Annotated in this window: 21 protein-coding genes; 13 read left to right on the top strand and 8 right to left on the bottom strand. The window is 59.8% G+C overall.

From position 1 onward, the window contains the following. A partial coding sequence (locus HF921_RS03280) for a glycosyltransferase family 4 protein (RefSeq protein WP_215893299.1) occupies positions 1-961 on the top strand: 961 nt, incomplete at its 5' end. Positions 962-972: 11 nt separating this feature from the next. Here the strand turns inward: HF921_RS03280 and gmd are convergent. After that, positions 973-1992 carry a GDP-mannose 4,6-dehydratase gene (gene gmd, locus HF921_RS03285; RefSeq protein WP_215893300.1) on the bottom strand — a complete coding sequence of 340 codons (1020 nt, stop codon included), beginning with the start codon at positions 1990-1992 and terminating at the stop codon, positions 973-975. Next, on the bottom strand, positions 1989-2882 hold the full coding sequence (locus HF921_RS03290) for a GDP-mannose 4,6-dehydratase (protein ID WP_226834311.1): 894 nt from the start codon (positions 2880-2882) through the stop codon (positions 1989-1991). Before HF921_RS03290 ends, gmd begins: the two co-directional genes overlap by 4 nt. Positions 2883-3046: 164 nt before the next feature. On the opposite strand from HF921_RS03290, the gene radC reads away from it, so the two are divergent. The 8 genes from radC (at position 3047) to HF921_RS03330 (ending at position 7586) form a co-directional block, all read left to right on the top strand. Then, positions 3047-3721, top strand: coding sequence for a RadC family protein (gene radC / locus HF921_RS03295; RefSeq protein WP_215893301.1), 675 nt, complete (start codon positions 3047-3049; stop codon positions 3719-3721). Continuing rightward, complete coding sequence (locus HF921_RS03300; protein ID WP_064219103.1) at positions 3718-4083, top strand: diacylglycerol kinase; 366 nt, start codon at positions 3718-3720, stop codon at positions 4081-4083. The genes radC and HF921_RS03300 overlap by 4 nt, the downstream gene beginning before the upstream one ends. A gap of 3 nt (positions 4084-4086) precedes the next feature. Next, the gene (locus HF921_RS03305; protein WP_215893302.1) at positions 4087-4836 is read left to right on the top strand and encodes a phosphatase PAP2 family protein; all 750 of its coding nucleotides are present in this window, start codon (positions 4087-4089) and stop codon (positions 4834-4836) included. A 160-nt stretch (positions 4837-4996) separates the two neighbouring features. Then, positions 4997-5350, top strand: coding sequence for a hypothetical protein (locus tag HF921_RS03310; RefSeq protein ID WP_064219105.1), 354 nt, complete (start codon positions 4997-4999; stop codon positions 5348-5350). A 23-nt stretch (positions 5351-5373) separates the two neighbouring features. After that, on the top strand, positions 5374-5730 hold the full coding sequence (locus tag HF921_RS03315; protein WP_215861826.1) for a YtxH domain-containing protein: 357 nt from the start codon (positions 5374-5376) through the stop codon (positions 5728-5730). Positions 5731-5840: 110 nt separating this feature from the next. Further along, on the top strand, positions 5841-6218 hold the full coding sequence (locus HF921_RS03320; RefSeq protein WP_064219107.1) for a DsrE/DsrF/DrsH-like family protein: 378 nt from the start codon (positions 5841-5843) through the stop codon (positions 6216-6218). A gap of 7 nt (positions 6219-6225) precedes the next feature. Then, positions 6226-6774 carry a hypoxanthine-guanine phosphoribosyltransferase gene (locus tag HF921_RS03325; protein ID WP_064219108.1) on the top strand — a complete coding sequence of 183 codons (549 nt, stop codon included), beginning with the start codon at positions 6226-6228 and terminating at the stop codon, positions 6772-6774. Then, positions 6774-7586, top strand: coding sequence for an S-methyl-5'-thioinosine phosphorylase (locus HF921_RS03330; RefSeq protein ID WP_215892826.1), 813 nt, complete (start codon positions 6774-6776; stop codon positions 7584-7586). Before HF921_RS03325 ends, HF921_RS03330 begins: the two co-directional genes overlap by 1 nt. A 26-nt stretch (positions 7587-7612) precedes the next feature. Here HF921_RS03330 and gorA read toward each other — a convergent pair whose 3' ends face one another. From gorA to mfd, 4 genes are all read right to left on the bottom strand, one after another. Then, on the bottom strand, positions 7613-8962 hold the full coding sequence (gene gorA, locus HF921_RS03335; RefSeq protein WP_215893303.1) for a glutathione-disulfide reductase: 1350 nt from the start codon (positions 8960-8962) through the stop codon (positions 7613-7615). A gap of 59 nt (positions 8963-9021) precedes the next feature. Continuing rightward, complete coding sequence (locus tag HF921_RS03340) at positions 9022-9771, bottom strand: glutathione peroxidase (protein ID WP_215893304.1); 750 nt, start codon at positions 9769-9771, stop codon at positions 9022-9024. A gap of 92 nt (positions 9772-9863) precedes the next feature. Next, entirely contained in the window at positions 9864-10982 is a 1119-nt protein-coding gene (serB, locus tag HF921_RS03345; RefSeq protein WP_215892393.1) for a phosphoserine phosphatase SerB, read from the bottom strand. A gap of 2 nt (positions 10983-10984) precedes the next feature. Next, positions 10985-14428 (bottom strand): transcription-repair coupling factor, encoded by a 3444-nt coding sequence (gene mfd / locus HF921_RS03350; RefSeq protein ID WP_215893305.1) that lies wholly within the window; start codon positions 14426-14428, stop codon positions 10985-10987. A 156-nt stretch (positions 14429-14584) separates the two neighbouring features. Here mfd and ispD point away from each other — a divergent pair, with 156 nt between their 5' ends. The 4 genes from ispD (at position 14585) to HF921_RS03370 (ending at position 17386) form a co-directional block, all read left to right on the top strand. Next, positions 14585-15298: a 2-C-methyl-D-erythritol 4-phosphate cytidylyltransferase gene (gene ispD, locus HF921_RS03355; protein ID WP_215892395.1), complete on the top strand. Its 714-nt coding sequence runs from the start codon at positions 14585-14587 to the stop codon at positions 15296-15298. 5 nt (positions 15299-15303) lie between these two features. Further along, positions 15304-15783, top strand: a complete 480-nt coding sequence (gene ispF, locus HF921_RS03360; RefSeq protein ID WP_215892396.1) for a 2-C-methyl-D-erythritol 2,4-cyclodiphosphate synthase — start codon at positions 15304-15306, stop codon at positions 15781-15783. Further along, a complete protein-coding gene (truD, locus tag HF921_RS03365; protein WP_215892397.1) occupies positions 15776-16864 on the top strand; it encodes a tRNA pseudouridine(13) synthase TruD in 1089 nt (362 codons plus the stop codon). Before ispF ends, truD begins: the two co-directional genes overlap by 8 nt. A 75-nt stretch (positions 16865-16939) precedes the next feature. After that, complete coding sequence (locus HF921_RS03370; protein ID WP_064218099.1) at positions 16940-17386, top strand: heavy metal-responsive transcriptional regulator; 447 nt, start codon at positions 16940-16942, stop codon at positions 17384-17386. Between the two features lie 60 nt (positions 17387-17446). On the opposite strand, the gene HF921_RS03375 is transcribed toward HF921_RS03370, so the two are convergent. Next, positions 17447-18022, bottom strand: a complete 576-nt coding sequence (locus HF921_RS03375) for a Smr/MutS family protein (protein ID WP_064218100.1) — start codon at positions 18020-18022, stop codon at positions 17447-17449. Between the two features lie 4 nt (positions 18023-18026). After that, on the bottom strand, positions 18027-18995 hold the full coding sequence (trxB, locus tag HF921_RS03380) for a thioredoxin-disulfide reductase (RefSeq protein ID WP_064218101.1): 969 nt from the start codon (positions 18993-18995) through the stop codon (positions 18027-18029). Positions 18996-19061: the final 66 nt, after the last annotated feature.

Consider the following 19061-nt stretch of genomic DNA (forward strand, 5'->3'; position numbering starts at 1 on the left):
GGGTACGGCGCTGGTGGTGCATTATCACGACGCCATTCCGGTGTTGATGCCCCACACCATCTCCGACCGTGCCTTTCATCAGGCCAGCCATTTTCAGGCGATGGCCGCCAATGTGCGTTCCGGGGCGCATTTTGTCTGCGTATCGGAGGCCACCCGCCGCGATCTGCTGAGTCTCTTCCCCGAGGCGGAGCCCCTGGCCCACACCATCCACAACATGCTGCCCACCCATTATTATCCGGCGGAACCGGAGCCGGAACGGATACCGGACATCATGCGCCGTCATTTACACGGGGAATATGAGGGAAAAGTGCGTGGGGCGATGAGGGGCAAAACCAAAGTCTATCGTCTGTCCCGCGCGTTCGGCAACGAGGAGGAAAAAACGGCTTTTTATGCCCGCGCCTTTGGGCCGGACAGTCGCTTCGTACTCATGGTCTCCACCATCGAACCGCGTAAAAACCATGCCCGTCTGGTGGAAGCTTGGGAGGCTCTGCGCAGCGCCGCGGACCCCGATCTCAAGCTGGTGTTGGTCGGCCATATCGGCTGGGATTACCAGACCGCTCTGGAGGGCTTCTTGCCGTGGATCGAGCAGGGCAGCCTCTTTCTGCTCCACGGTGTTCCCGCCGATGCCCTGCGCCTGCTCTACCGGCAGGCGGTGGTGACGGTCTGTCCCAGCGTCGGCGAGGGCTTCGACTTTTCCGGTGCGGAGGCCATGCGCTGCGGTGGCGTGGTCGCCGCCTCCGACATTCCAGTGCACCGTGAAGTCTACGGCGATGCCGCCCGCTACTTCGACCCCTACGATACCGCCAGTGTGGTCGAGGTTTTGCGGCAGATTATCTACAGCCCTGATGCTGAAAGCTTGCAAGCTCGCCTACGTGCGGAGGGTGCGGAGCAAAGCGCCCGCTATCTGCCGGAGCGAATCCTGCCACAGTGGGAAGCGTTCTTGCACAGTTTGAACGGTTAGGCTGAAGGCGATTACTTTGCCGCCCGCCGCAAATCGGCCTCCGCCATCATCCGCACCAGTGCATCGAAGCTGACCTCACGTTTCCAGCCTAGTTTCTGATGGGCTTTGGCGGGATCGCCGATCAGCACGTCCACCTCGGCAGGTCGGTAAAAAGCGGGATTGACGCGGACGATAATTTTTCCGCTTTTCCGATCGACGCCTTGTGTCTGCTCGGCTTCACCCCGCCACTCTATATCAAACCCGGCATGCGCAGCCGCTTTTTCGACAAACTGCCGTACCGTCCAGGTCTCACCTGTGGCGATCACATAATCATCTGGCTGCTCCTGTTGCAGCATCGCCCACATGGCGCGCACATAGTCTCCGGCAAAACCCCAATCACGTTTGCTGTCGAGATTGCCGAGTTCCAGTACGTCCTGCAGGTCATGGCGAATACGCGCCAGGGCCACGGTGATTTTGCGCGTCACGAACTCAGTACCACGCAGGGGGGACTCATGATTAAAGAGAATGCCACTAGAGGCATGCATGCCGAAGCTCTCACGGTAATTGACCGTGATCCAATGTCCATAGAGCTTGGCGACGCCGTAAGGACTGCGTGGATAAAAAGGCGTGCGTTCTGTCTGGAGCGGTTCCTGAATCTGGCCGAACATTTCACTGGTGGATGCTTGATAGAAGCGAGCCTGGGGATTGACGATGCGGAGGGCTTCGAGCATCTTCACCACGGAGACCCCTGTCACTTCCGCCGTGAGGATGGGCTGATCCCAGGAGGTGGCCACAAAGCTTTGAGCGCCCAGATTATACACTTCTTCGGCTTTCGACTTTTCCAGGGCGCGGATCATGGAAGACGGATCGATCAGATCGCCATCCAGCAAATGCACCTGACCGGCGATGCCCAGTTCGTGCAAGCGGCCCGTGGTATCTGTCCCGCGGCGGGCGATGAGGCCGTAAACGTGATAGTTTTTTTCCAGGAGCAGTTGAGCCAGGTAGGCACCGTCTTGGCCGGTGATGCCGGTGATGAGGGCGTGTTTTGTCATTGCAGTTGTTCCTTCCAATCGTTGAGTAAATCCTGAAGACTTTTTTCCACGGATATCGCTGGTTGCCAGCCGGTGTCCCGATGCAACGCCTCAAAACTGGCGACCATCCGGCGCTGTTCGGCCCGGCGCAGGCGCGCCGGGTCCTGTTCAATCGTGGCCTCGACACCGGCAAGGGTGATCAGTCGCTGCAACAGGTCGCGGATACTGTATTCCCGCCCCGAGCAGACGTTATAGATCCCGCCATTCCGGCCCTGCTCCAGCAGCAGGCTATAGGCGCGTACCACGTCGCGTACGTCGGTGAAGTCTCGGGTGACGTCGATATCGCCCACCTGCAGGACTGGCGCACGGTGGCCCAGGCGGATTTCCGTCACCTGCCGGGCAAAGTCGGCAATGGCGAAGCGCGGGCTCTGGCTGGGTCCAATATGATTGAAGGGTCGTACCATGAGGATCTCGAAGCCCGCCGTCTGGCTCCACTGGTAGCACAACGCCTCGGCGGCCACTTTGCTCACGGCATAGGGATTGCGAGGACGCAGGGGGTGATCTTCGCGCACCGGTAGATTTCGCTCCTCCACTTGTCCATAGGCGTCGCCCGAGCCGACAAAGAGCATCCGCCCTGTGAACTTCGCAGCCTGTAGGGCTTCCAGCAGATTCAAGGTGCCATAAAAATTGATGTCGAAGGTCTCGCGGGGATTCTCGAAGGCGGCCGGCACGAAACTCTGGGCCGCCAGGTGCAGGACGGTGTCCGGCTGGATGGCAGCCACTGCGGCAGTCAGGGCCGCGCGGTCGCGCAGATCCAGCCCGTCGGGCAATGGCATGCAGGGCAGCGCCGCCCGCACATGCTGGCCGACGAAGCCGTTGGTACCGGTGAGCAAGAGTTTTGTGTCCATCATTCCTCTTCAGTGCACCATCGCTTGCCAGCGATCCTTCCGTTTACGTATCGTAGCCATGCCGGTTCAGGAATCCTTCACTCTCGAAATGTTAGTCGATATGGGAGGGTGCCACAAGGCGGCGTCAATGGATATCACATTCCTGAGGTAAGGGAAGGAGGGAGCGTATGGCCATCACTGATTGGCCGGCGGATGAGCGTCCGCGGGAAAGATTGTTGCAAAAAGGGGCGGCGACACTGTCGGATGCGGAGTTGCTGGCGATTTTTCTGCGAGTGGGCGTGGTGGGTAAAAGTGCGGTGGATTTGGCCAGGGACTTGTTGCAAAACTTTGGCAGTCTGCGGGCATTGCTCACTGCGTCTCATCATGATTTTTGTGCGCATAAAGGGCTCGGAGACGCCAAATATGCGCTCTTGCAGGCGGTGCTGGAAATGGGCAGGCGTCATCTCGCCGAGGAATGGCAGCGAGGAGATGGTCTTGATTCGCCGCAGCGGGTGCGACAGTATCTGTCTGCCACTTTGCGCGACCGCTGTCGTGAGGTTTTTGCCGTGATTTTTTTGGATAATCGCCATCGGGTGTTGCGTTTTGAGGAGATGTTCCTGGGGACCATCGACGGCGCTACCGTGCACATTCGCGAAGTGCTGAAGCGTGCCCTGGAGTTGAATGCCGCGGCGCTCATCGTTGCGCATAATCATCCCTCCGGCGTGGCGGAACCCAGTGCGGCGGATCTTTCCCTGACGCGGCGTTTGGATCAGGCCATGCAACTGGTTGACCTGCGTTTGCTGGATCACTTTATTGTCGGCGATGGCGAACCCTTGTCACTGCGCGAACGGGGGGGCTGGTGAAAAAAAACAGCGCGCTTTGGCGGCGTGCCCTTTTTGCGGGGCATGGGCTGTGGGTCGCGGCCCGTGAGGAGGCTAGTTTTCGGACAGAGTTGTTGGCAGTTGTGATGGGTGTGATCCTTTTGTACTGGATCCAGGCATCGCTCATCTGGTGGGGGGTTGGTATTTTGCTTATGGGTACAGTGCTGGCGGCAGAGTTGCTCAACAGCGCCGTAGAATCCATCGCTGACCTGGTAAACCCGGAATATCACCCTCTGGTGGCGCGCGCCAAGGATTATGGCGCGGCGGCGGTGTTGGTGCTGAGCATCGTCGCGGTATTGATCGCCGTATTGTTGTTGTGGCGACGCTTTCATATGGGGTTTTGAAGTTTGCGTGGACCACAACGCTGGGAGTTGTTGGCTTTATTGCTGCTCGGTCTGGGGGTGGCAGCGTTGCTCTGGCTTTACGTGGGTGATTTTCTGGCGGGTGTGTTCTTGCATCGGATGGCGCTGCAGGATGCCCGTTGGGAGGCGGAGATTCTGCAGTTCCGGGACCCTGCCTGGCAGCCGTTCTGGACCGGGGTGGCCCGGCTCGGTGGGCCGGATTTTCTGCCTTGGCTGGTGGCGCTGATGGCGGCTGCCTGCTTCGCTGCATGGCGTTTCTTCGATGGCATTCTGCTGGTGTCAGGTACGGCGGTATTCGCCATGCTCGTCCAATTGGTAAAGATGACTACGGCGCGGGCCCGGCCTCCGACCGCGATAAAAATGCTGTCACCCGCATTTCCCAGCGGACACGTGAGTCTCAGTCTGGTGGTCTATGGCCTTCTGGCCCTGTACCTCCTTGCCATGCTGCGGCATCGCGGTCTGCGTCTGGCGATGGTGGCATTGCTCGCGGCATTGGTCGCGGCTATCTCCTGGAGTCGTCTGATCCTGGGGGTGCATTGGCCGAGTGATGTGTTGGGGGCGTGGTTGCTGTCCGGCTTATGGTTGGGTCTGCTCTGGGTGGTTTGGCGAACGTATCATCACCGGCATCCACAGTATGTACTGACCGGTGCGCGACAGATTTGGAGCAGAGTGGCTTTGGGGTTGCTGGGTATCGCCGGACTGGCGGTGATGGGGCAGGTATTGTCATTCCAGTGAACCCTGTGCGTATCACATCGGCACCTGCGGTTTTACCCAGGCTGCAGATGCAGCCTATAATAGGGCGAGATGGCGGGTGGGCAAAGCGTGATGGCCGAAGTTTTGCTCTTCACTGCGTTAAGGGATTTGCTTCCGGTATGCGGAAGCTCTGGGGGAAAAGATGAGCGTCGGCACAGGGGTAACCATCATTGCCATTGTCATGATCATTATTCTGTTGATCATCGCGGTGACGGCGGCTGTGCTGATACGGACCCACTTGCGTCTGGAAAGGCTGTTGGCCAGAGTTGAGCAGGACGTCGGACCGCTGATGTTTGATATTAAGGTAGCCTTGGCGGACATTAAACATATTACCCAGACCGGGCGTGCACAGATGAAACGAGTGGATTCCACGCTCAAGTATCTGAGTCAGGAGATTATGGACACGACGGATACCCTGGTTCAGCCGCTTCACGAACTGGGCTTATGGTACCGTGCGTTGCGCACGGGATGGCGTTACTTTTCCCGGAAACATTAGCTGGAAACAGCGAGGAGACCACAATGAAGAATGCGGAAGGCTTTGTTATCGGAGTGCTGGTCGGTGCGGTCGGTGCCCTGTTGCTGGCTCCGGCCAGCGGCGCAGAGACGCGTCAGGAACTGCGTCGCGCTATGGATAAGGGACGGGATCGCTTGCGTAATCTGGAGTCGCTGGCCGAAGTGCGTGTCGGCGTGCTCATCGATGAAATCCAGGAGAAAACCGCACGCCTGATGGATGCCGGTGGTGACCTGGTTGAGTCCAAACGCCAGGATCTGCTAGAAGCCATTCAGGTGGCCAAGCGGGCATTGGCGGAGGAGCGGGATATCCTGACCCGAGCCAGCCGGGCGCGCCGTATGGAGACACTTGAAACGGATAGCTAAGAATTCTTGCCAAGGCCCTGCGACTTTTTATGGCGTAATCAATCATTTCATGGCGCGGCGTCGGTCTGCGGCGGCTATGATGGACGGGCCGATTTTTTTAGGAGATACGCATGGCTGATAAATTGTTGATGGTTATGGTGAACACCGATCCTTCCAACCCCCAGGAGTTGGGCGCGCCTTTCTTTCAGGCGACGGTGGCTGCGGCGATGGATTTTGAGGTGGAAGTTGTGCTGACCGCCCGCGCGGGCGAGCTGGCCAAGAAGGGCGTTGCAGAAAAAATGTTCGTTATGCCGGGCAGCCCCAAGAGTGTCTACGACTTTATCAAGGATGCCCACGAGGCGGGCGTAAAGTTCTTTGTCTGCACCCCAACCCTTGAATTGTGGGATTGCACCAAGGAAGACCTGATTCCCGAAATCCAGGATGTCGTCGGTGGTGCTTATGTCATTGAGCAGGCCATGGACGACAACGTGGTCACCTTTACCTACTAATGCCATTATGACACCTACCCACTTAGGGCCCGCTGAGCATCTGTTTAGTGCGGAAGAGGTGGAGGCGGCCATCCAGCGGATGGCCGTTGCCATTAATAAGGACCTGGAACATCTGACGCCGCGACGTCCGGTGGTGTTGCTTTGTGTGCTGACGGGTGCCGTGGTGGTGGTTGGTCAACTGATGCCTCACCTGCATTTCCCCCTGGTGCTCGACTGCGTACAAGTGAGCCGCTACGGCGCGGAAACCAGTGGTGGTAGTTTGCAGTGGCGCACACGGCCCAAAGAAAGCCTGGCGGGCGCGGTAGTGTTACTGGTGGATGATATCCTGGATGAGGGGATTACCCTGCAGGCTTTGCAGGAATACTGCGTGGCGGAAGGTGCCGCGGCCATTCATACGGCGGTAATGGTGCGAAAAAAGCGTCCGCGCACGGTAGAAGTGCAGGTGGATTATGTCGGACTGGAAGTGCCGGATCATTTTGTTTTTGGTTACGGACTGGACGCGCGTGGCTTGGGGCGTAATGCGCCGGGCATTTTTGTGTTGCTGGAGGACAATTGATGGGTGTGGTCGGCATTATCGGTGGCAGTGGCCTGACCCGTCTCAAGAATCTGCAGATTAACAACCGCCGGGTCATCCGTACTCCTTTTGGGGAGGCTTCCGGCCCCCTGACATTCGGTCAACTGGGCGGGCAGGAGGTTGTTTTCATCGCCCGCCATGGTTACGGCCATACCATTCCTCCGCATCGGGTCAATTATCGCGCCAATATCTGGGCACTCCACCATGTGGGGGTGACCCATGTTATTGCGGTGGCGGCGGTGGGCGGAATCTCTGCAGCTATGCGGTCAGGCGTTATTTGTCTGCCTGATCAGCTGATTGATTATACCAGTGGGCGCCCCAGTACCTTCTTTGAAGGAGGGGAGAGCATGGTGGTGCATATCGATTTTTCCGAGCCTTATTGCCCGAGAGTGCGTGAGCGTCTGCTTCAAGCCGCAGGAACTGCCGGCATCGCCGTGGTTGGCGGTGGTACCTATGCGGCTACTCAGGGACCGCGTTTGGAGACCACGGCGGAAATCCGCCGCATTGAGCGGGATGGCGGGGATGTCGTGGGGATGACGGGCGCTCCGGAGGCGGTACTGGCACGGGAAATCGGACTGTGCTACGCGCCTTTGTCGCTGGTGGTTAATTCGGCGGCGGGCAAGTCGGCAGAGCCTATTACCATGGAGGCCATCGACGCGGTCATGCACGAGGGGATGGAACGGGTGCGCAAGGTGTTGGAACAGGTCGTGCCGCTGCTCGCGATTTGTCCCCTGTGCAGTTGTGGCACTGGGGTGGGGCCGGAAGCCCTCAAACGGTTACATGGCAAAAAGTAATCCCCGATGGCTGCACGCGGTGGTCATCAGCGCATGGTGACGAATTCTTCGGCGCCGGTGGGATGGATGGCGATGGTGTCATCAAAATCGCGCTTGGTGGCCCCCATACGTAGAGCCACCGCAAAGCCCTGAAGCATTTCATCCACGCTGTCGCCAATGGCGTGCAGCCCGACGATTTTTTCCTCCCGACCTACGGTAACCAGTTGCATCGCGGTTCTTTCCGGTTCCGCAGAAAAGGCGCGAACCAACGGGGTGAAGGTCGTTTGATATACCTTTACCGCTTCTTCACCATATTGCGCCTGGGCGGCTGCCGCACTGAGCCCGACCGTCGCGATGGGCGGATGACTGAAGATAACGGTGGGGACCAGATGGACGTCGAGACGGCGCTCTGTCTGAGCATTGAAGAGGCGGTCGGCGAGACGGCGCCCGGCGGCGATGGCTACGGGCGTGAGTGCCGGGCCGCTGGTCACATCGCCAACCGCGTAGATACCCGACGTTTCAGTATTCTGGAACGCATCTACGGTGATGAATCCCTGGGGGTCGGTGGTAATATTTGCCTGCTCCAAGCCGAGATCGGTGCTGTTGGGGCGACGACCGATGGCCCAGATGATGGTTTCCAACCCACCAAGACAGTCCCCATCCTGGAAGTGCAGGCACAGGCCATCAGCACGTTTTTCCACTTCTCGGACCTGGCGTTGGGCAAGGAGGCTGATACCCTGATGGAGCATGGCGTCCATGAGATTTTCACGGAGCATCGGTTCGAAATCGTTCAGGAAATGGTTGCGGCGCATGACCAGAGAAACGTCACTGCCGAGGGCATGAAGTACCCCGGCGAGCTCCACCGCGATGTAACCCGCACCCACTATGGCTACAGAGCGAGGCATCGTTTCCAGCGCGAAGAAACCGTCCGAGGTGATGCCCAGTTCCGCACCTGGAATGTCGGGCCAGACCGGCTGGCCACCGGTGGCGATCAAAATATGTGTCGCATTCAGGACTTCATCGCCGGCAGTGATTTGATGGGTGCCGGAGAAGCGGGCATGATTGCGGATGAGGGTGACGCCGTTACCGTCCAAACCTTGGGCGTAACGGTCGTGCAGGTGTTCAATATATGCGTCGCGCTGCCGCTTCAGGGATTCCCAGTGAAATTGGGGTTGCAAGGCATCAAAGCCGTACTCTTTCGCCATTTTCACCTGTTCGGCAAGGTGTGCGGCGTTCCAGAAGATTTTTTTGGGAACACAACCCACATTCACGCAGGTGCCGCCCAGGGGGCCGGCGGCTATCAGGGCGGTGCGCGCTCCGTAGCGGGCGGCACGGTTGGCCATGGCGATGCCGCCGCTGCCCCCACCGATAACAATGAGATCATAGGATTGTGTCATGGCATCTCGCTTTTGCTGGGTGTTGGTGAGGGTGGGCCGTCCTCTCCGTGACATGTGTTTCAGTGGGGAAGACAGCTGAAATATTTCTCCAGATCGTCGGCACCGCCGATGTGTTTGCCGCCGATAAAGACCTGAGGTACGGTGGAGTGTCCGCTCACAGCACGAATAGTCCGCGAACTGACGCCGGTTCCCATACCCGTTTTGATTTCTTCAAATGTCATATCGTGTGCCTTTAACAATGCCTTGGCGCGGGCACAGTGCGGGCAGCCTTCGCGGGTGAAGACGGTGACGAATTCGGGGTCGCGTGCTTCAGGATTGATGTAGTGAAGCATGGTGTCTGCGTCGGAAACCTCAAAGGGGTCACCAGGCTTGTCGGGCTCGATAAACATTTTTTCGATCACGCCATTTTTCACCAGCATGGAGTAGCGCCAGGAACGTTTGCCAAAGCCCAGGTCGCTTTTGTCCACCAGCATACCCATGCCGTTGGTAAATTCTGCATTGCCATCGGGAATCAAATGGATGTTTTCGACGGCAAGTTCTTTGGCCCAGGCGTCCATGACGAAGGCGTCATTTACCGATATGCAGAGGATGTCATCAACACCGTTGGCGCGAAAAGTGGGTGCGAGCTCGTTGTAGCGCGGCAGATGGCTAGAGGAACAGGTCGGGGTATAGGCGCCGGGCAGTGAGAACACGATCACGGTCTTGTCCTTGAAAAGCTCGGTGCTGCTGACGTCGCGCCACTGATGGTTGGCGCGGGTGCGGAATACGGTCTGGGGGACGCTTTGGCCTTCTATACTGGTCAGTTTCATCTTAAGTCTCCTGTGGATGCTGCATAGGACTGATGGTAGACGTAGTCTAAAACAAAATCAAGTATCAAACGGCGGCTATCAGAGTGCGGATCTCAGATGTTGCCCCAGCCGAGATAGGTAGATGCTGTGTCGAGACCCCCATAGCGAATTTGAAAATCCGCCTGAGCGCGGACGACTGTTTTAGCGTGATAGGCAATGCCAACTCCAGCCTTGCGGATCATGGGCAGGTCATTGGCACCATCACCAATAGCGATGCAATGACTGGCATCGGTGCCCAGATTGAGGGCCAGCAGGTCGAGGAGGTCGGCCTTGGCGGTGGCATCGATGATGTCTCCGAGCACTTGGCCGGTGATTTGCCCGTCGATGATCTCCAGAGTATTGGCGAAGGCGTAGTCGAGGTCCAGCGTTTCTTGCAGGTGGCGGGTAAACTGGGTGAAGCCGCCGGATACGACACCGACCTCCACGCCTTGGGCCTTGGCCGCTGCCACCAGTTCACGGGCGCCGGGGCTGAGCCGCAAGCGCTCATGGATGATGGTGTCGATGGTGCTCGCGGGTGTCCCGGCCAGCAGGCGCACCCGCTCGCGCAGGGAGGTTTGAAAATCCAGTTCGCCTGCCATGGAGCGTTCGGTGATGGCGGAGACCTGGCGCCTGAGACCAAGATGGTCGGCCATTTCATCAATGCATTCAATGTCGATCAAGGTCGAGTCCATATCGGCCAGCAATAATCGGAAATGGCCCTTAGCCCAGAGCGGCGTCACGGCAACATCCAGAAAGACACCTTCCAGGGCTTCGATGAGACGGTGGTTGCTGGCGCCCAAGGGACCGCTGGGACCGTGCAGGACGATGGCCAGATCGTCTCCCTGGCAATGGAGCACGCGACCCGGCATAAAGCTTTGCAGATGCAGGGTGGTCAGTGCCCGGCGCAGTGCCTCGGGTTGTGCCGCACCATGCAGCACCAGACGTACAGCACTGCTGGCGCTGCTCATAGGAGCCCAGATCACTTCTCGCTCCTGATGCAGGGCCTGGCGCGCGAGTTCGTCGAGGAAGGGGGCGATTTCGCCGACGGTGACCGGCAAATCCCAGCTTTGCAGCCAGCAGCCCCAAACTTCCTGGTGGCTTTCCACATCCGCCACCAGTTGGCCCATGCTGGCCGGCAGGCTCATGGGGCCGCGTGGGGCGGGACTGAGAATGGCGAGGCGCGTACTGCTCATGGCTAAATCCTTAGTTGGTCGATGAGTTGCAATAATTCCTGACAGCGCGCTTCGCCATCGGGCAGGTCGCGGCGAATGCGCAGGCGGTGCTCGCCGTCCAGTTGGTAGATGCTGTGGGGCTGCTGGATGAGCTGGATGATTTTTTCAGGAGCCACCTGATTTTCGGCGGCGAATTGCAGACGAGCACCGGCGGGGCCGGCGTCGATCTGTTCGATGCCGATTTGGGTGGCCAGCAGCCGTAACTGGGTCTGACAGAGCAAGGTGCGGGTGGGCGCAGGAATGGGTCCGAAGCGGTCAATCATCTCCACCATGATTTCTCCGATCGCGGCATCACTGCGCACATCGCTGAGGCGTTTATAGAATTGCAGGCGCAGGTGTACATCCGGCAGGTAATCGTCGGGGATGAGCGCCGGGGTGTTGAGATGGATTTCCGGACCGTTGGCGCGTCGATCTTCGAGACTGTGGGGATCGCGTCCGGCACGGATGGCCTCTACCGCATCGTTCAGCCATTCCATGAAGAGGGTGAAGCCGATCTCATCCATATGCCCACTCTGCTCTTCACCGAGCAGCTCACCAGCCCCGCGGATTTCCAGATCGTGGCTCGCCAGTGCGAAGCCGACACCAAGGTCCTCCAGAGACTGGATGGCGTCCAGACGGCGCCGGGCATCGTTGCTCATGGCGCGTGGGTCCGGGGTGAACAAATAAGCGTAGGCGCGCTGATGCGAGCGCCCCACGCGGCCACGCAATTGATGGAGCTGGGCGAGCCCGAATTTATCGGCACGATTGATGAGGATGGTGTTGGCGTGCGGATTGTCGATGCCGGATTCGATAATGGTGGTGCTGAGGAGTATGTCGAAGCGTTGGTGATAAAAATCCAGCATCACCGCTTCCAGTTCGCTTTCGAGCATCTGGCCATGGGCGACGCGCAGACGGGCGTCGGGCAGCAGGCGGCGCAGGGTGGTGGCCATGCGCTCGATGTCGCGCACTTCATTGTGCAAGAAGTACACCTGACCACCGCGATGCATTTCGCGTTGGCAGGCCTCAACCACTGTGGCGTCATCCCAGACCTGGACAAAGGTGCGCACTGGCTGGCGACGCTGGGGTGGGGTGGCGATGATGGATAAGTCGCGCAGACCGGCGAGGGAGAGATTAAGGGTGCGGGGAATCGGCGTGGCGGTCAGGGTGAGAATATCCACCTCGGCGCGCAGGGCCTTGATTCGTTCCTTTTGACGTACGCCGAAGCGGTGCTCCTCGTCGAGAATCAGCAGACCCAGATCGTGGAAGGTGACATCCTTTTGCAGCAAACGATGGGTGCCGATGAGGATATTCACCTCCCCGGCGGCCACGGCGGCGAGCACCTGCTTGTGCGCTTTGGCGCCCTGGAAACGGGAGAGCACTTCCACGCGCAGGGGCAGTCCGGCACAGCGATCCTGAAAATTTTTGTAATGCTGCTGGGCGAGGAGGGTGGTGGGTACCAGCACAGCCACCTGTGTACCGCCGTGCGCCGCCAGGAAAGCCGCGCGGAGTGCCACCTCCGTTTTGCCGAAGCCCACATCGCCGCAGACCAGGCGATCCATGGGGTGGGGACTGGTCATGTCGCTAATGACGGCGTCGATGGCCTGCTGCTGATCCGGAGTTTCCTCAAAGGGAAAACGGGACACGAACTCCCAGTAGGCGTCGTCCGGGGCGGGAAAAGCCCGCCCGGCGCGCGCCGCGCGCCGGGCATAGATATCCAGCAGTTCGGTGGCGGCATCAATCGCCTTCTGTCGTGCCTTGGCTTTTGCCTTTTCCCAGTGATTGCTGCCCAGACGGGAGAGCACCGGCTCCGTTGCACCGTTACCCACGTAACGGGTGATACGATCCAGATGATCCGCCGGGACGTAGACGAGATCGCCGTTAGCGTACTCCAGGACCACGTATTCGTTGATGTCGCCCTGCGCCGCAAAGGGCGTGGCCAGGCCCTGAAAACGGCCGATGCCGTATTCTTCGTGGGTGACGGGGTCATTCGACTGTAAATCGCCGAGGTCCCGGACCAGACCCTCGATGCTACGCTGTCGGGTATGGGCGCTGCGCCGTTGGGCAAAGACGCGGTCGCCGAAAATCTGCGCTTCGGAGATCAACGCCAGTCTGACCAGGCCATTTTCCTTGATGAGCAGGCCGCGTTCCAGGGGCGCCACGGTGATGGCGATCCGTTCTGTGCCCCCCAGGAACTCCGGCCAGTCATGGACACGGGCAGGAAGCAGCCCCGTTTTGCCGAGGCGTTCTGAGAGTGCCTCCTGACGGCCTGGCGATTCTGCCGCGAGAATGCCCCGGCCCTCTGTGGGCAGGTGGCGCAGAAAAACGTCGAGCGCGGCCAATGGCGCTTCCGGTGTGCCGTGCAGATCAGGTAGGGGGGCTGTCAGTAGACGCTCTCCGTCGCCTTCCGTTTGACCATGCACCAGCGCACGACCGCGCAGGATCTCTTCCCATTCACCGGGGGTTAAGAGGAGTTCGTCGGGGGATAGTATGGGATAAGACGTGTCGTGGGCCCGCTCCTCATGCCGCTCATGCCAGTCCTGGCGAATGTGCCGGGCGGATGTCTCCAGGCCGGGGGGTAGAAAGACGATACCATCTTTGGCGAAGTGCATGAGCAGATGGCTGCTCTGGGGGAAAAATAACGGGAGATAATGCTCAGCCCCTTGGGGTACCTGTCCACGGTTGGCTGTCCGATAAATCTCGGCACGCTGTGGATCACCGCTGAAGCGGGCGCGGAACTGGCTGCGAAATTCCTGCAGTGCGGCAGTGTCCACCGGCACCTCCCGCGCCGGGAGCAGAGAGACCCGCTCGACTTTTTGCTGGGTACGCTGGGTTTCCGGATCGAAGGCACGGATGCTTTCTACCACGGTATCGAAGAGTTCAATGCGGTAGGGTAGGGCGCTGCCACTGGGAAAGAGATCGATGATTCCGCCGCGCCAGGCCAATTCGCCAGCTTCCGAGACCTCGCTGACATTGCGATAGCCAGCATCGATCAGGCGTTGACGAAAACCTTCTGGATTCAGGTGGTCACCCACGGCGAGGACAAAAGCGTGCTGGTCGAGAAAACTACGCGGTGGCAGGCGTTGCAGGACGGCGGACAGGGGAGCGAGGCAAACGCCACGCCAGTCCGGCAGAGCGGCAAGGGTGGCCAGCCGGGTGGCTGTGGCGTCGGCCGGCGGCGCCAGGCGATCATAGGGCAGAATTTCGCGGTCCGGGAAAATCAGCGGCGCTGGCAAGTCTGGTGCGAAAAAGCGCCATTCGCGCTGCCATTCCTCCACGTCGCGGGCGTTCGGCAGCAAAATCAGCAGCGGACGCTGCCACTGGCGTGCCATCTGCGCCGCCAGCCAGCTATCCGCGGCACCGTAGAGTTGACTAAATGCGCGTGCCGCCCCGGCGCGCGGCGGGGTGCCGAGAAAAAGACTTCGATCCAAGAATATCTGATCTTATGTGGGGACTCTGAAGGGCTATAGTGTAAAGGGGCGCTGTGGAAACTGCAAAAAAGCGGCGTCGCTTTCTTGCACCCCCCCTAAAGACTGCGGATACTTCGGGTTTGCAGTTTTGGTCCATAATGTTCGGGGGAGGGTTATATGGAGCGCGTCTGGGTGGTGATCCCGGCGGGAGGGCGGGGACAGCGGTTTGGGGCGGCGCAGGCCAAGCAGTACGTGCTGCTGCGCGGCCGTCCCGTCATTGCCCATACCCTGGCGGTTTTTTTTCGGGAGCCGCGTGTTGCGGGCATTCAGTTGGTTCTGCCGGGCGAGGATATTGCGACCGGAGGCTGGCGGGAGTTGCTGGGACCCACGCAGGAACCGTTCCTGTCCCCTGTCGTCGGCGGTGCTCGGCGTGCGGATTCGGTGCGCCTCGGTCTGGAGGCGCTGCTGCGGCAGGGGGCAGCGGTGTCCGACTGGGTGCTGGTGCATGACGCCGCCCGGCCCTGTCTGCGTCGCGAAGACCTGTTACTCCTGCTCGACAGCCTGGCGGATTCGCCCCAAGGTGCGCTTCTCGCCGTACCGCTTGCCGATACACTGAAGCGCGCTGAGAATGCTCACTCCGTGGGTACCGTAGATCGTGAAGGGTTGTGGCGTGCTCTCACACCCCAGGCCTTTCCCCTCGGCGCCCTGCTGGCTGCCCTGGAAGCGGCGTGCGAACAGAATCTGCAGATTACCGATGAGGCTTCGGCGATGGAATGGCGGGGTTGGCGCCCCCGTTTGATTCATGGACATGGTGACAATATCAAAGTCACCCTGCGGGATGATCTCGTGCTGGCTGCCGCCGTTCTTGCGGCTCGTGATGAAGAAGGATAACCCCCATGCAACTGCGTATCGGTCATGGCTTTGACGTGCATGCGTTGGTGACGGGTAGACCCCTTGTTCTCGGTGGCGTGACGGTCCCCTACAAATTCGGCCTGGCCGGCCACTCCGATGCCGATGTGCTCCTTCACGCCATCTGCGATGCCCTGTTGGGGGCGGCTGCCCTGGGCGACATCGGTCGCCATTTTCCAGACACCGACGTCCGTTTCGCGGGCGCGGATTCCCGGCTCCTGCTCCGGCATTGTCACCAGTTGGTTCAGGGGCAAGGTTTTTCGGTGGGTAATGTGGACGCGACCATTGTCTGTCAGCGTCCCAGATTGGCAGCTCACATCCCGCAGATGTGCGCCTATATTGCTGCCGACCTCGCCGTGGAGCTTGATGCGATCAACATCAAAGCGACCACCACCGAGCAATTGGGCTACACCGGTCGGGGTGAAGGCATTGCCGCCCATGCCGTCGTTCTGATTCAACATGCCTGAAAGTCCGCCGCGCATCTATCCCGCAGAGGGCGGCCTGCTCGGCGCCGAATTGCGACAGACTCCGGAAGACTTTCAGGTCACGGAACTGCTGCCCTTTACCGCATCTGGTTCAGGCGCCCATCACTGGCTGGTGGTGGAGAAATGCGGCCTCAATACCCAGGATGTGGCCAACCGCCTGGCGCACTGTGCGGGGGTGGCGGTGCGCGATGTGGGCTTTGCCGGTCTCAAGGATCGCCATGCCATTACCCGGCAGAGTTTTACGGTGCCGGCCATGCCGGGGCCCGATCCGGACTGGGCTAGCCTGGAAGATGGCAGCCTGCATTTTCAGCAGATCAGCCGCCATGACCGTAAATTGCGTCGAGGCGTATTGCGTGGTAATCACTTCCGGCTCGTTTTGCGTGCTACCACGGGAGCGCGCAGTCTCTGGGACGCTCGCCTGCAAAGTCTCATGAAGGAGGGGTTCCCCAACTATTTCGGTGCTCAGCGTTTCGGGCATCGTAATCTGCAGGAAGCCGCGCGACTGCTATCTGGGCAGCCGATGCGGATAGACCGCCATCGGCGTGGCCTGCTCTGGTCCGCCGCCCGCTCTGCTCTGTTCAACCTGGTCCTCGCTGAACGGGTGCGGCAAGCGAACTGGGCGCAGATTTTGCCGGGCGAGATCGTGCAACTGGTGGGCTCGCACAGCATTTTCTTGGCGGCAGACGACGATCTGTCTGATTTGCAGGCGCGCGCCACCGACTGGGACCTGCATCCCACCGGCCCTTTACCGGGTCGCGGTGGGTTGGCACCGACTGCCGCCGCCATTGCGCTAGAGAACTCAGCCCTGAGTGCCGGGCCCATCATCGCTGGTGCGGGAGACGATGGGCTGCGCTGGGCACAACGCCTTGCGGAACAAGGTCTGGATGCCGCCCGGCGGCCCCTGCGCGCGCGTCCCGAGACCCTGACCAGCGACTGGCAGGATGCGCAGACCCTTGTCCTGAGTTTTTTTCTCCCCGCCGGAGTCTTTGCCACGAGCTGTGTGGAGGGTCTTTTCGGTCAGGAAATGGCTGATGTACGGCGGTTGGACACTGGTGTTGACTAGGTGCTTTACAATGGACACTATACTTAAGCGTACAGTATATGCTTAAAAGCGTCATTTAAGCGGATGGACATATATATGCAACCCCCAGTGACTATTGGTCGTTTGGCGCGTGAAGCCGGGCTCGCCGCAGAGACTTTGCGCTATTACGAGCGGATTGGACTCATCCAGCCGGTGCAGCGGACCCGGTCCAACTATCGCCTGTACGATGTTGAGGCGGAATCCCGTCTGCGTTTTATCCGGCGTGCCCAGAATCTCGGCTTTTCTCTGGCAGAGGTGAAGGAGTTGCTGGATATCGGTAGCCGTGTCGAGAATGATATGGGTGAGGTCAAAGCCCTTACCGCGCAAAAGCTTGCCGAAATTGATTTCAAAATCGCCGACTTGCAACGGATGCGCACAGCCCTTGCGCAGCAGGCTGAGTGCTGTCCCGGTCACGGTTCTGTTGCAAACTGCCCAATCCTGGCCTCTCTGGCGAGTGCGGAAGGTGCCGTGCCTGTTCGGGAGCGCTGGGAGCGGCCGGGATGATTAGCCACAGCCGCCCTACAACACGTGGCGCAGAACTGAGCGTGCTTCGTGGCTTGGTGCTTATCTTCGACGCGACCAGCCCAGCAGAACACGCAATGCACCGCTGCCCCCTTCTTCAGGGCGAGCCTGAGCAAAGGCCAGCACCTCCTGGTGACGCATCAGCCAGCCGCCCACCAGTCTTTTCAGGACGGGAACACGACCAGGGGATCCCAGTCCTTTGCCATGGATGACGCAGATGCACGTCCAGCGCCATTGCCGCGCTTCCCGCAAAAATGCCGCGAGTTCAGTGCGCGCCTCTTCTACGGTACAGCCATGCAGATCGAGCCGCTCCTGAATCCGGAACCGTCCCCGGCGCAAGTCCCGCAGCAGCGCCGGAGATAAGCCGGACCGCAAATAAAGCCATTCGTCTCCGGATTCCAAGACTTCATCGCCGCTCAGACCGTGGTCCAGTACTTCGAGAACGGCCAGATCATCCCGATGCCGCTGCTGCGGCAAGGGCGGTGGTGGTACAGGACGTGGGGGAGGCGGCGGCGCTGGCAGGGGCCGGACATCAGCCACCGCCCGCAGAAAGCAATCTGCTTCTTCTGCATCGGTCACCGGCTCTTGCTTCTCCGGCTCATGTGGCCGCCGCCCCATGTGCTTAGTCCTCTTGCTGCTCCAGCCAACGCTCTGCGTCCAGCGCCGCCATGCAACCGCTACCCGCGCTGGTTACCGCTTGGCGATAGACATAGTCCTGCACGTCGCCCGCCGCAAACACACCGGCAATGCTGGTGGCTGTTGCCATGCCATCGCGCCCGCCGCGAGTAACCAAATAGCCCGCTTCGTCCATTTTCAGTTGTCCCTTGAAAAGGCTGGTATTGGGTTGGTGGCCGATGGCAATGAACACCCCCGTCAGCGTCAGGTCCTGGGTGCTACCGTTTTCTACATGCTTAATCCGCAAGCCGGTGACCCCGGAGTTGTCACCCAGCACCTCGTCCACAGAGTGATCCCAGATAATGGTGACGTTTTCCTTGCCCATGAGCTTGTCCTGCAGGATTTTTTCGGCGCGGAACCGGTTACGGCGGTGGATGACCGTTACATGCTTGGCGATATTGCTGAGATAGAGGGCTTCTTCTACCGCAGTATTGCCGCCACCGACTACGGCGACCGCCTGCCCGCGATAGAAAAACCCATCGCAGGTCGCACAGGCGGAGACACCCTTGCCCCGAAACTGGTCTTCACTGGGCAAGCCCAGGTACTTGGCAGAAGCGCCGGTAGCGAGAATCAGTGCGTCACAGGTATAACAATGCTGGTCTCCGCTGAGGCGAAAGGGTCGTTGACTCAGGTCAGCGGTATGAATGTGGTCAAATAGAACCTCGGTATCAAAGCGGCGTGCCTGTTTTTCCAGTTCCTGCATGAGTTCCGGGCCCATGATACCGTCTGCCGCACCGGGCCAGTTATCCACGTCCGTGGTCGTCATCAGTTGGCCGCCGGGCTCCATGCCTTGTACCAGTATGGGGTTCAGATTGGCGCGCGCAGCGTAAATAGCAGCTGTATAACCACCGGGGCCGGAGCCCAGGATGAGTAAACGGCAATGTTTTTCATCGATGACACTTTTCGGATCGCTCATGGGTACCTCGCTGCCAGAAGGGAACGGTATCGGACGAGTTGCGCACACCACGAACCCGCCCGGACT

This window comes from Acidithiobacillus ferriphilus (assembly GCF_018854775.1).
GTDB lineage: Bacteria > Pseudomonadota > Gammaproteobacteria > Acidithiobacillales > Acidithiobacillaceae > Acidithiobacillus > Acidithiobacillus ferriphilus.

Bases quoted from the DNA above. Each gene is read 5' to 3' on its own strand.
- gmd (WP_215893300.1), bottom strand. From the start codon at position 1,992: ATGACAAAACACGCCCTCATCACCGGCATCACCGGCCAAGACGGTGCC.
- gorA (WP_215893303.1), bottom strand. From the start codon at position 8,962: ATGACACAATCCTATGATCTCATTGTTATCGGTGGGGGCAGCGGCGGC.
- HF921_RS03370 (WP_064218099.1), top strand. From the start codon at position 16,940: ATGCAACCCCCAGTGACTATTGGTCGTTTGGCGCGTGAAGCCGGGCTC.
- trxB (WP_064218101.1), bottom strand. From the start codon at position 18,995: ATGAGCGATCCGAAAAGTGTCATCGATGAAAAACATTGCCGTTTACTC.
- HF921_RS03290 (WP_226834311.1), bottom strand. From the start codon at position 2,882: ATGATGGACACAAAACTCTTGCTCACCGGTACCAACGGCTTCGTCGGC.
- HF921_RS03325 (WP_064219108.1), top strand. From the start codon at position 6,226: ATGACACCTACCCACTTAGGGCCCGCTGAGCATCTGTTTAGTGCGGAA.
- HF921_RS03375 (WP_064218100.1), bottom strand. From the start codon at position 18,022: ATGGGGCGGCGGCCACATGAGCCGGAGAAGCAAGAGCCGGTGACCGAT.
- HF921_RS03315 (WP_215861826.1), top strand. From the start codon at position 5,374: ATGAAGAATGCGGAAGGCTTTGTTATCGGAGTGCTGGTCGGTGCGGTC.
- serB (WP_215892393.1), bottom strand. From the start codon at position 10,982: ATGAGCAGTACGCGCCTCGCCATTCTCAGTCCCGCCCCACGCGGCCCC.
- HF921_RS03330 (WP_215892826.1), top strand. From the start codon at position 6,774: ATGGGTGTGGTCGGCATTATCGGTGGCAGTGGCCTGACCCGTCTCAAG.
- radC (WP_215893301.1), top strand. From the start codon at position 3,047: ATGGCCATCACTGATTGGCCGGCGGATGAGCGTCCGCGGGAAAGATTG.
- ispD (WP_215892395.1), top strand. From the start codon at position 14,585: ATGGAGCGCGTCTGGGTGGTGATCCCGGCGGGAGGGCGGGGACAGCGG.
- HF921_RS03310 (WP_064219105.1), top strand. From the start codon at position 4,997: ATGAGCGTCGGCACAGGGGTAACCATCATTGCCATTGTCATGATCATT.
- HF921_RS03320 (WP_064219107.1), top strand. From the start codon at position 5,841: ATGGCTGATAAATTGTTGATGGTTATGGTGAACACCGATCCTTCCAAC.
- ispF (WP_215892396.1), top strand. From the start codon at position 15,304: ATGCAACTGCGTATCGGTCATGGCTTTGACGTGCATGCGTTGGTGACG.
- truD (WP_215892397.1), top strand. From the start codon at position 15,776: ATGCCTGAAAGTCCGCCGCGCATCTATCCCGCAGAGGGCGGCCTGCTC.
- HF921_RS03340 (WP_215893304.1), bottom strand. From the start codon at position 9,771: ATGAAACTGACCAGTATAGAAGGCCAAAGCGTCCCCCAGACCGTATTC.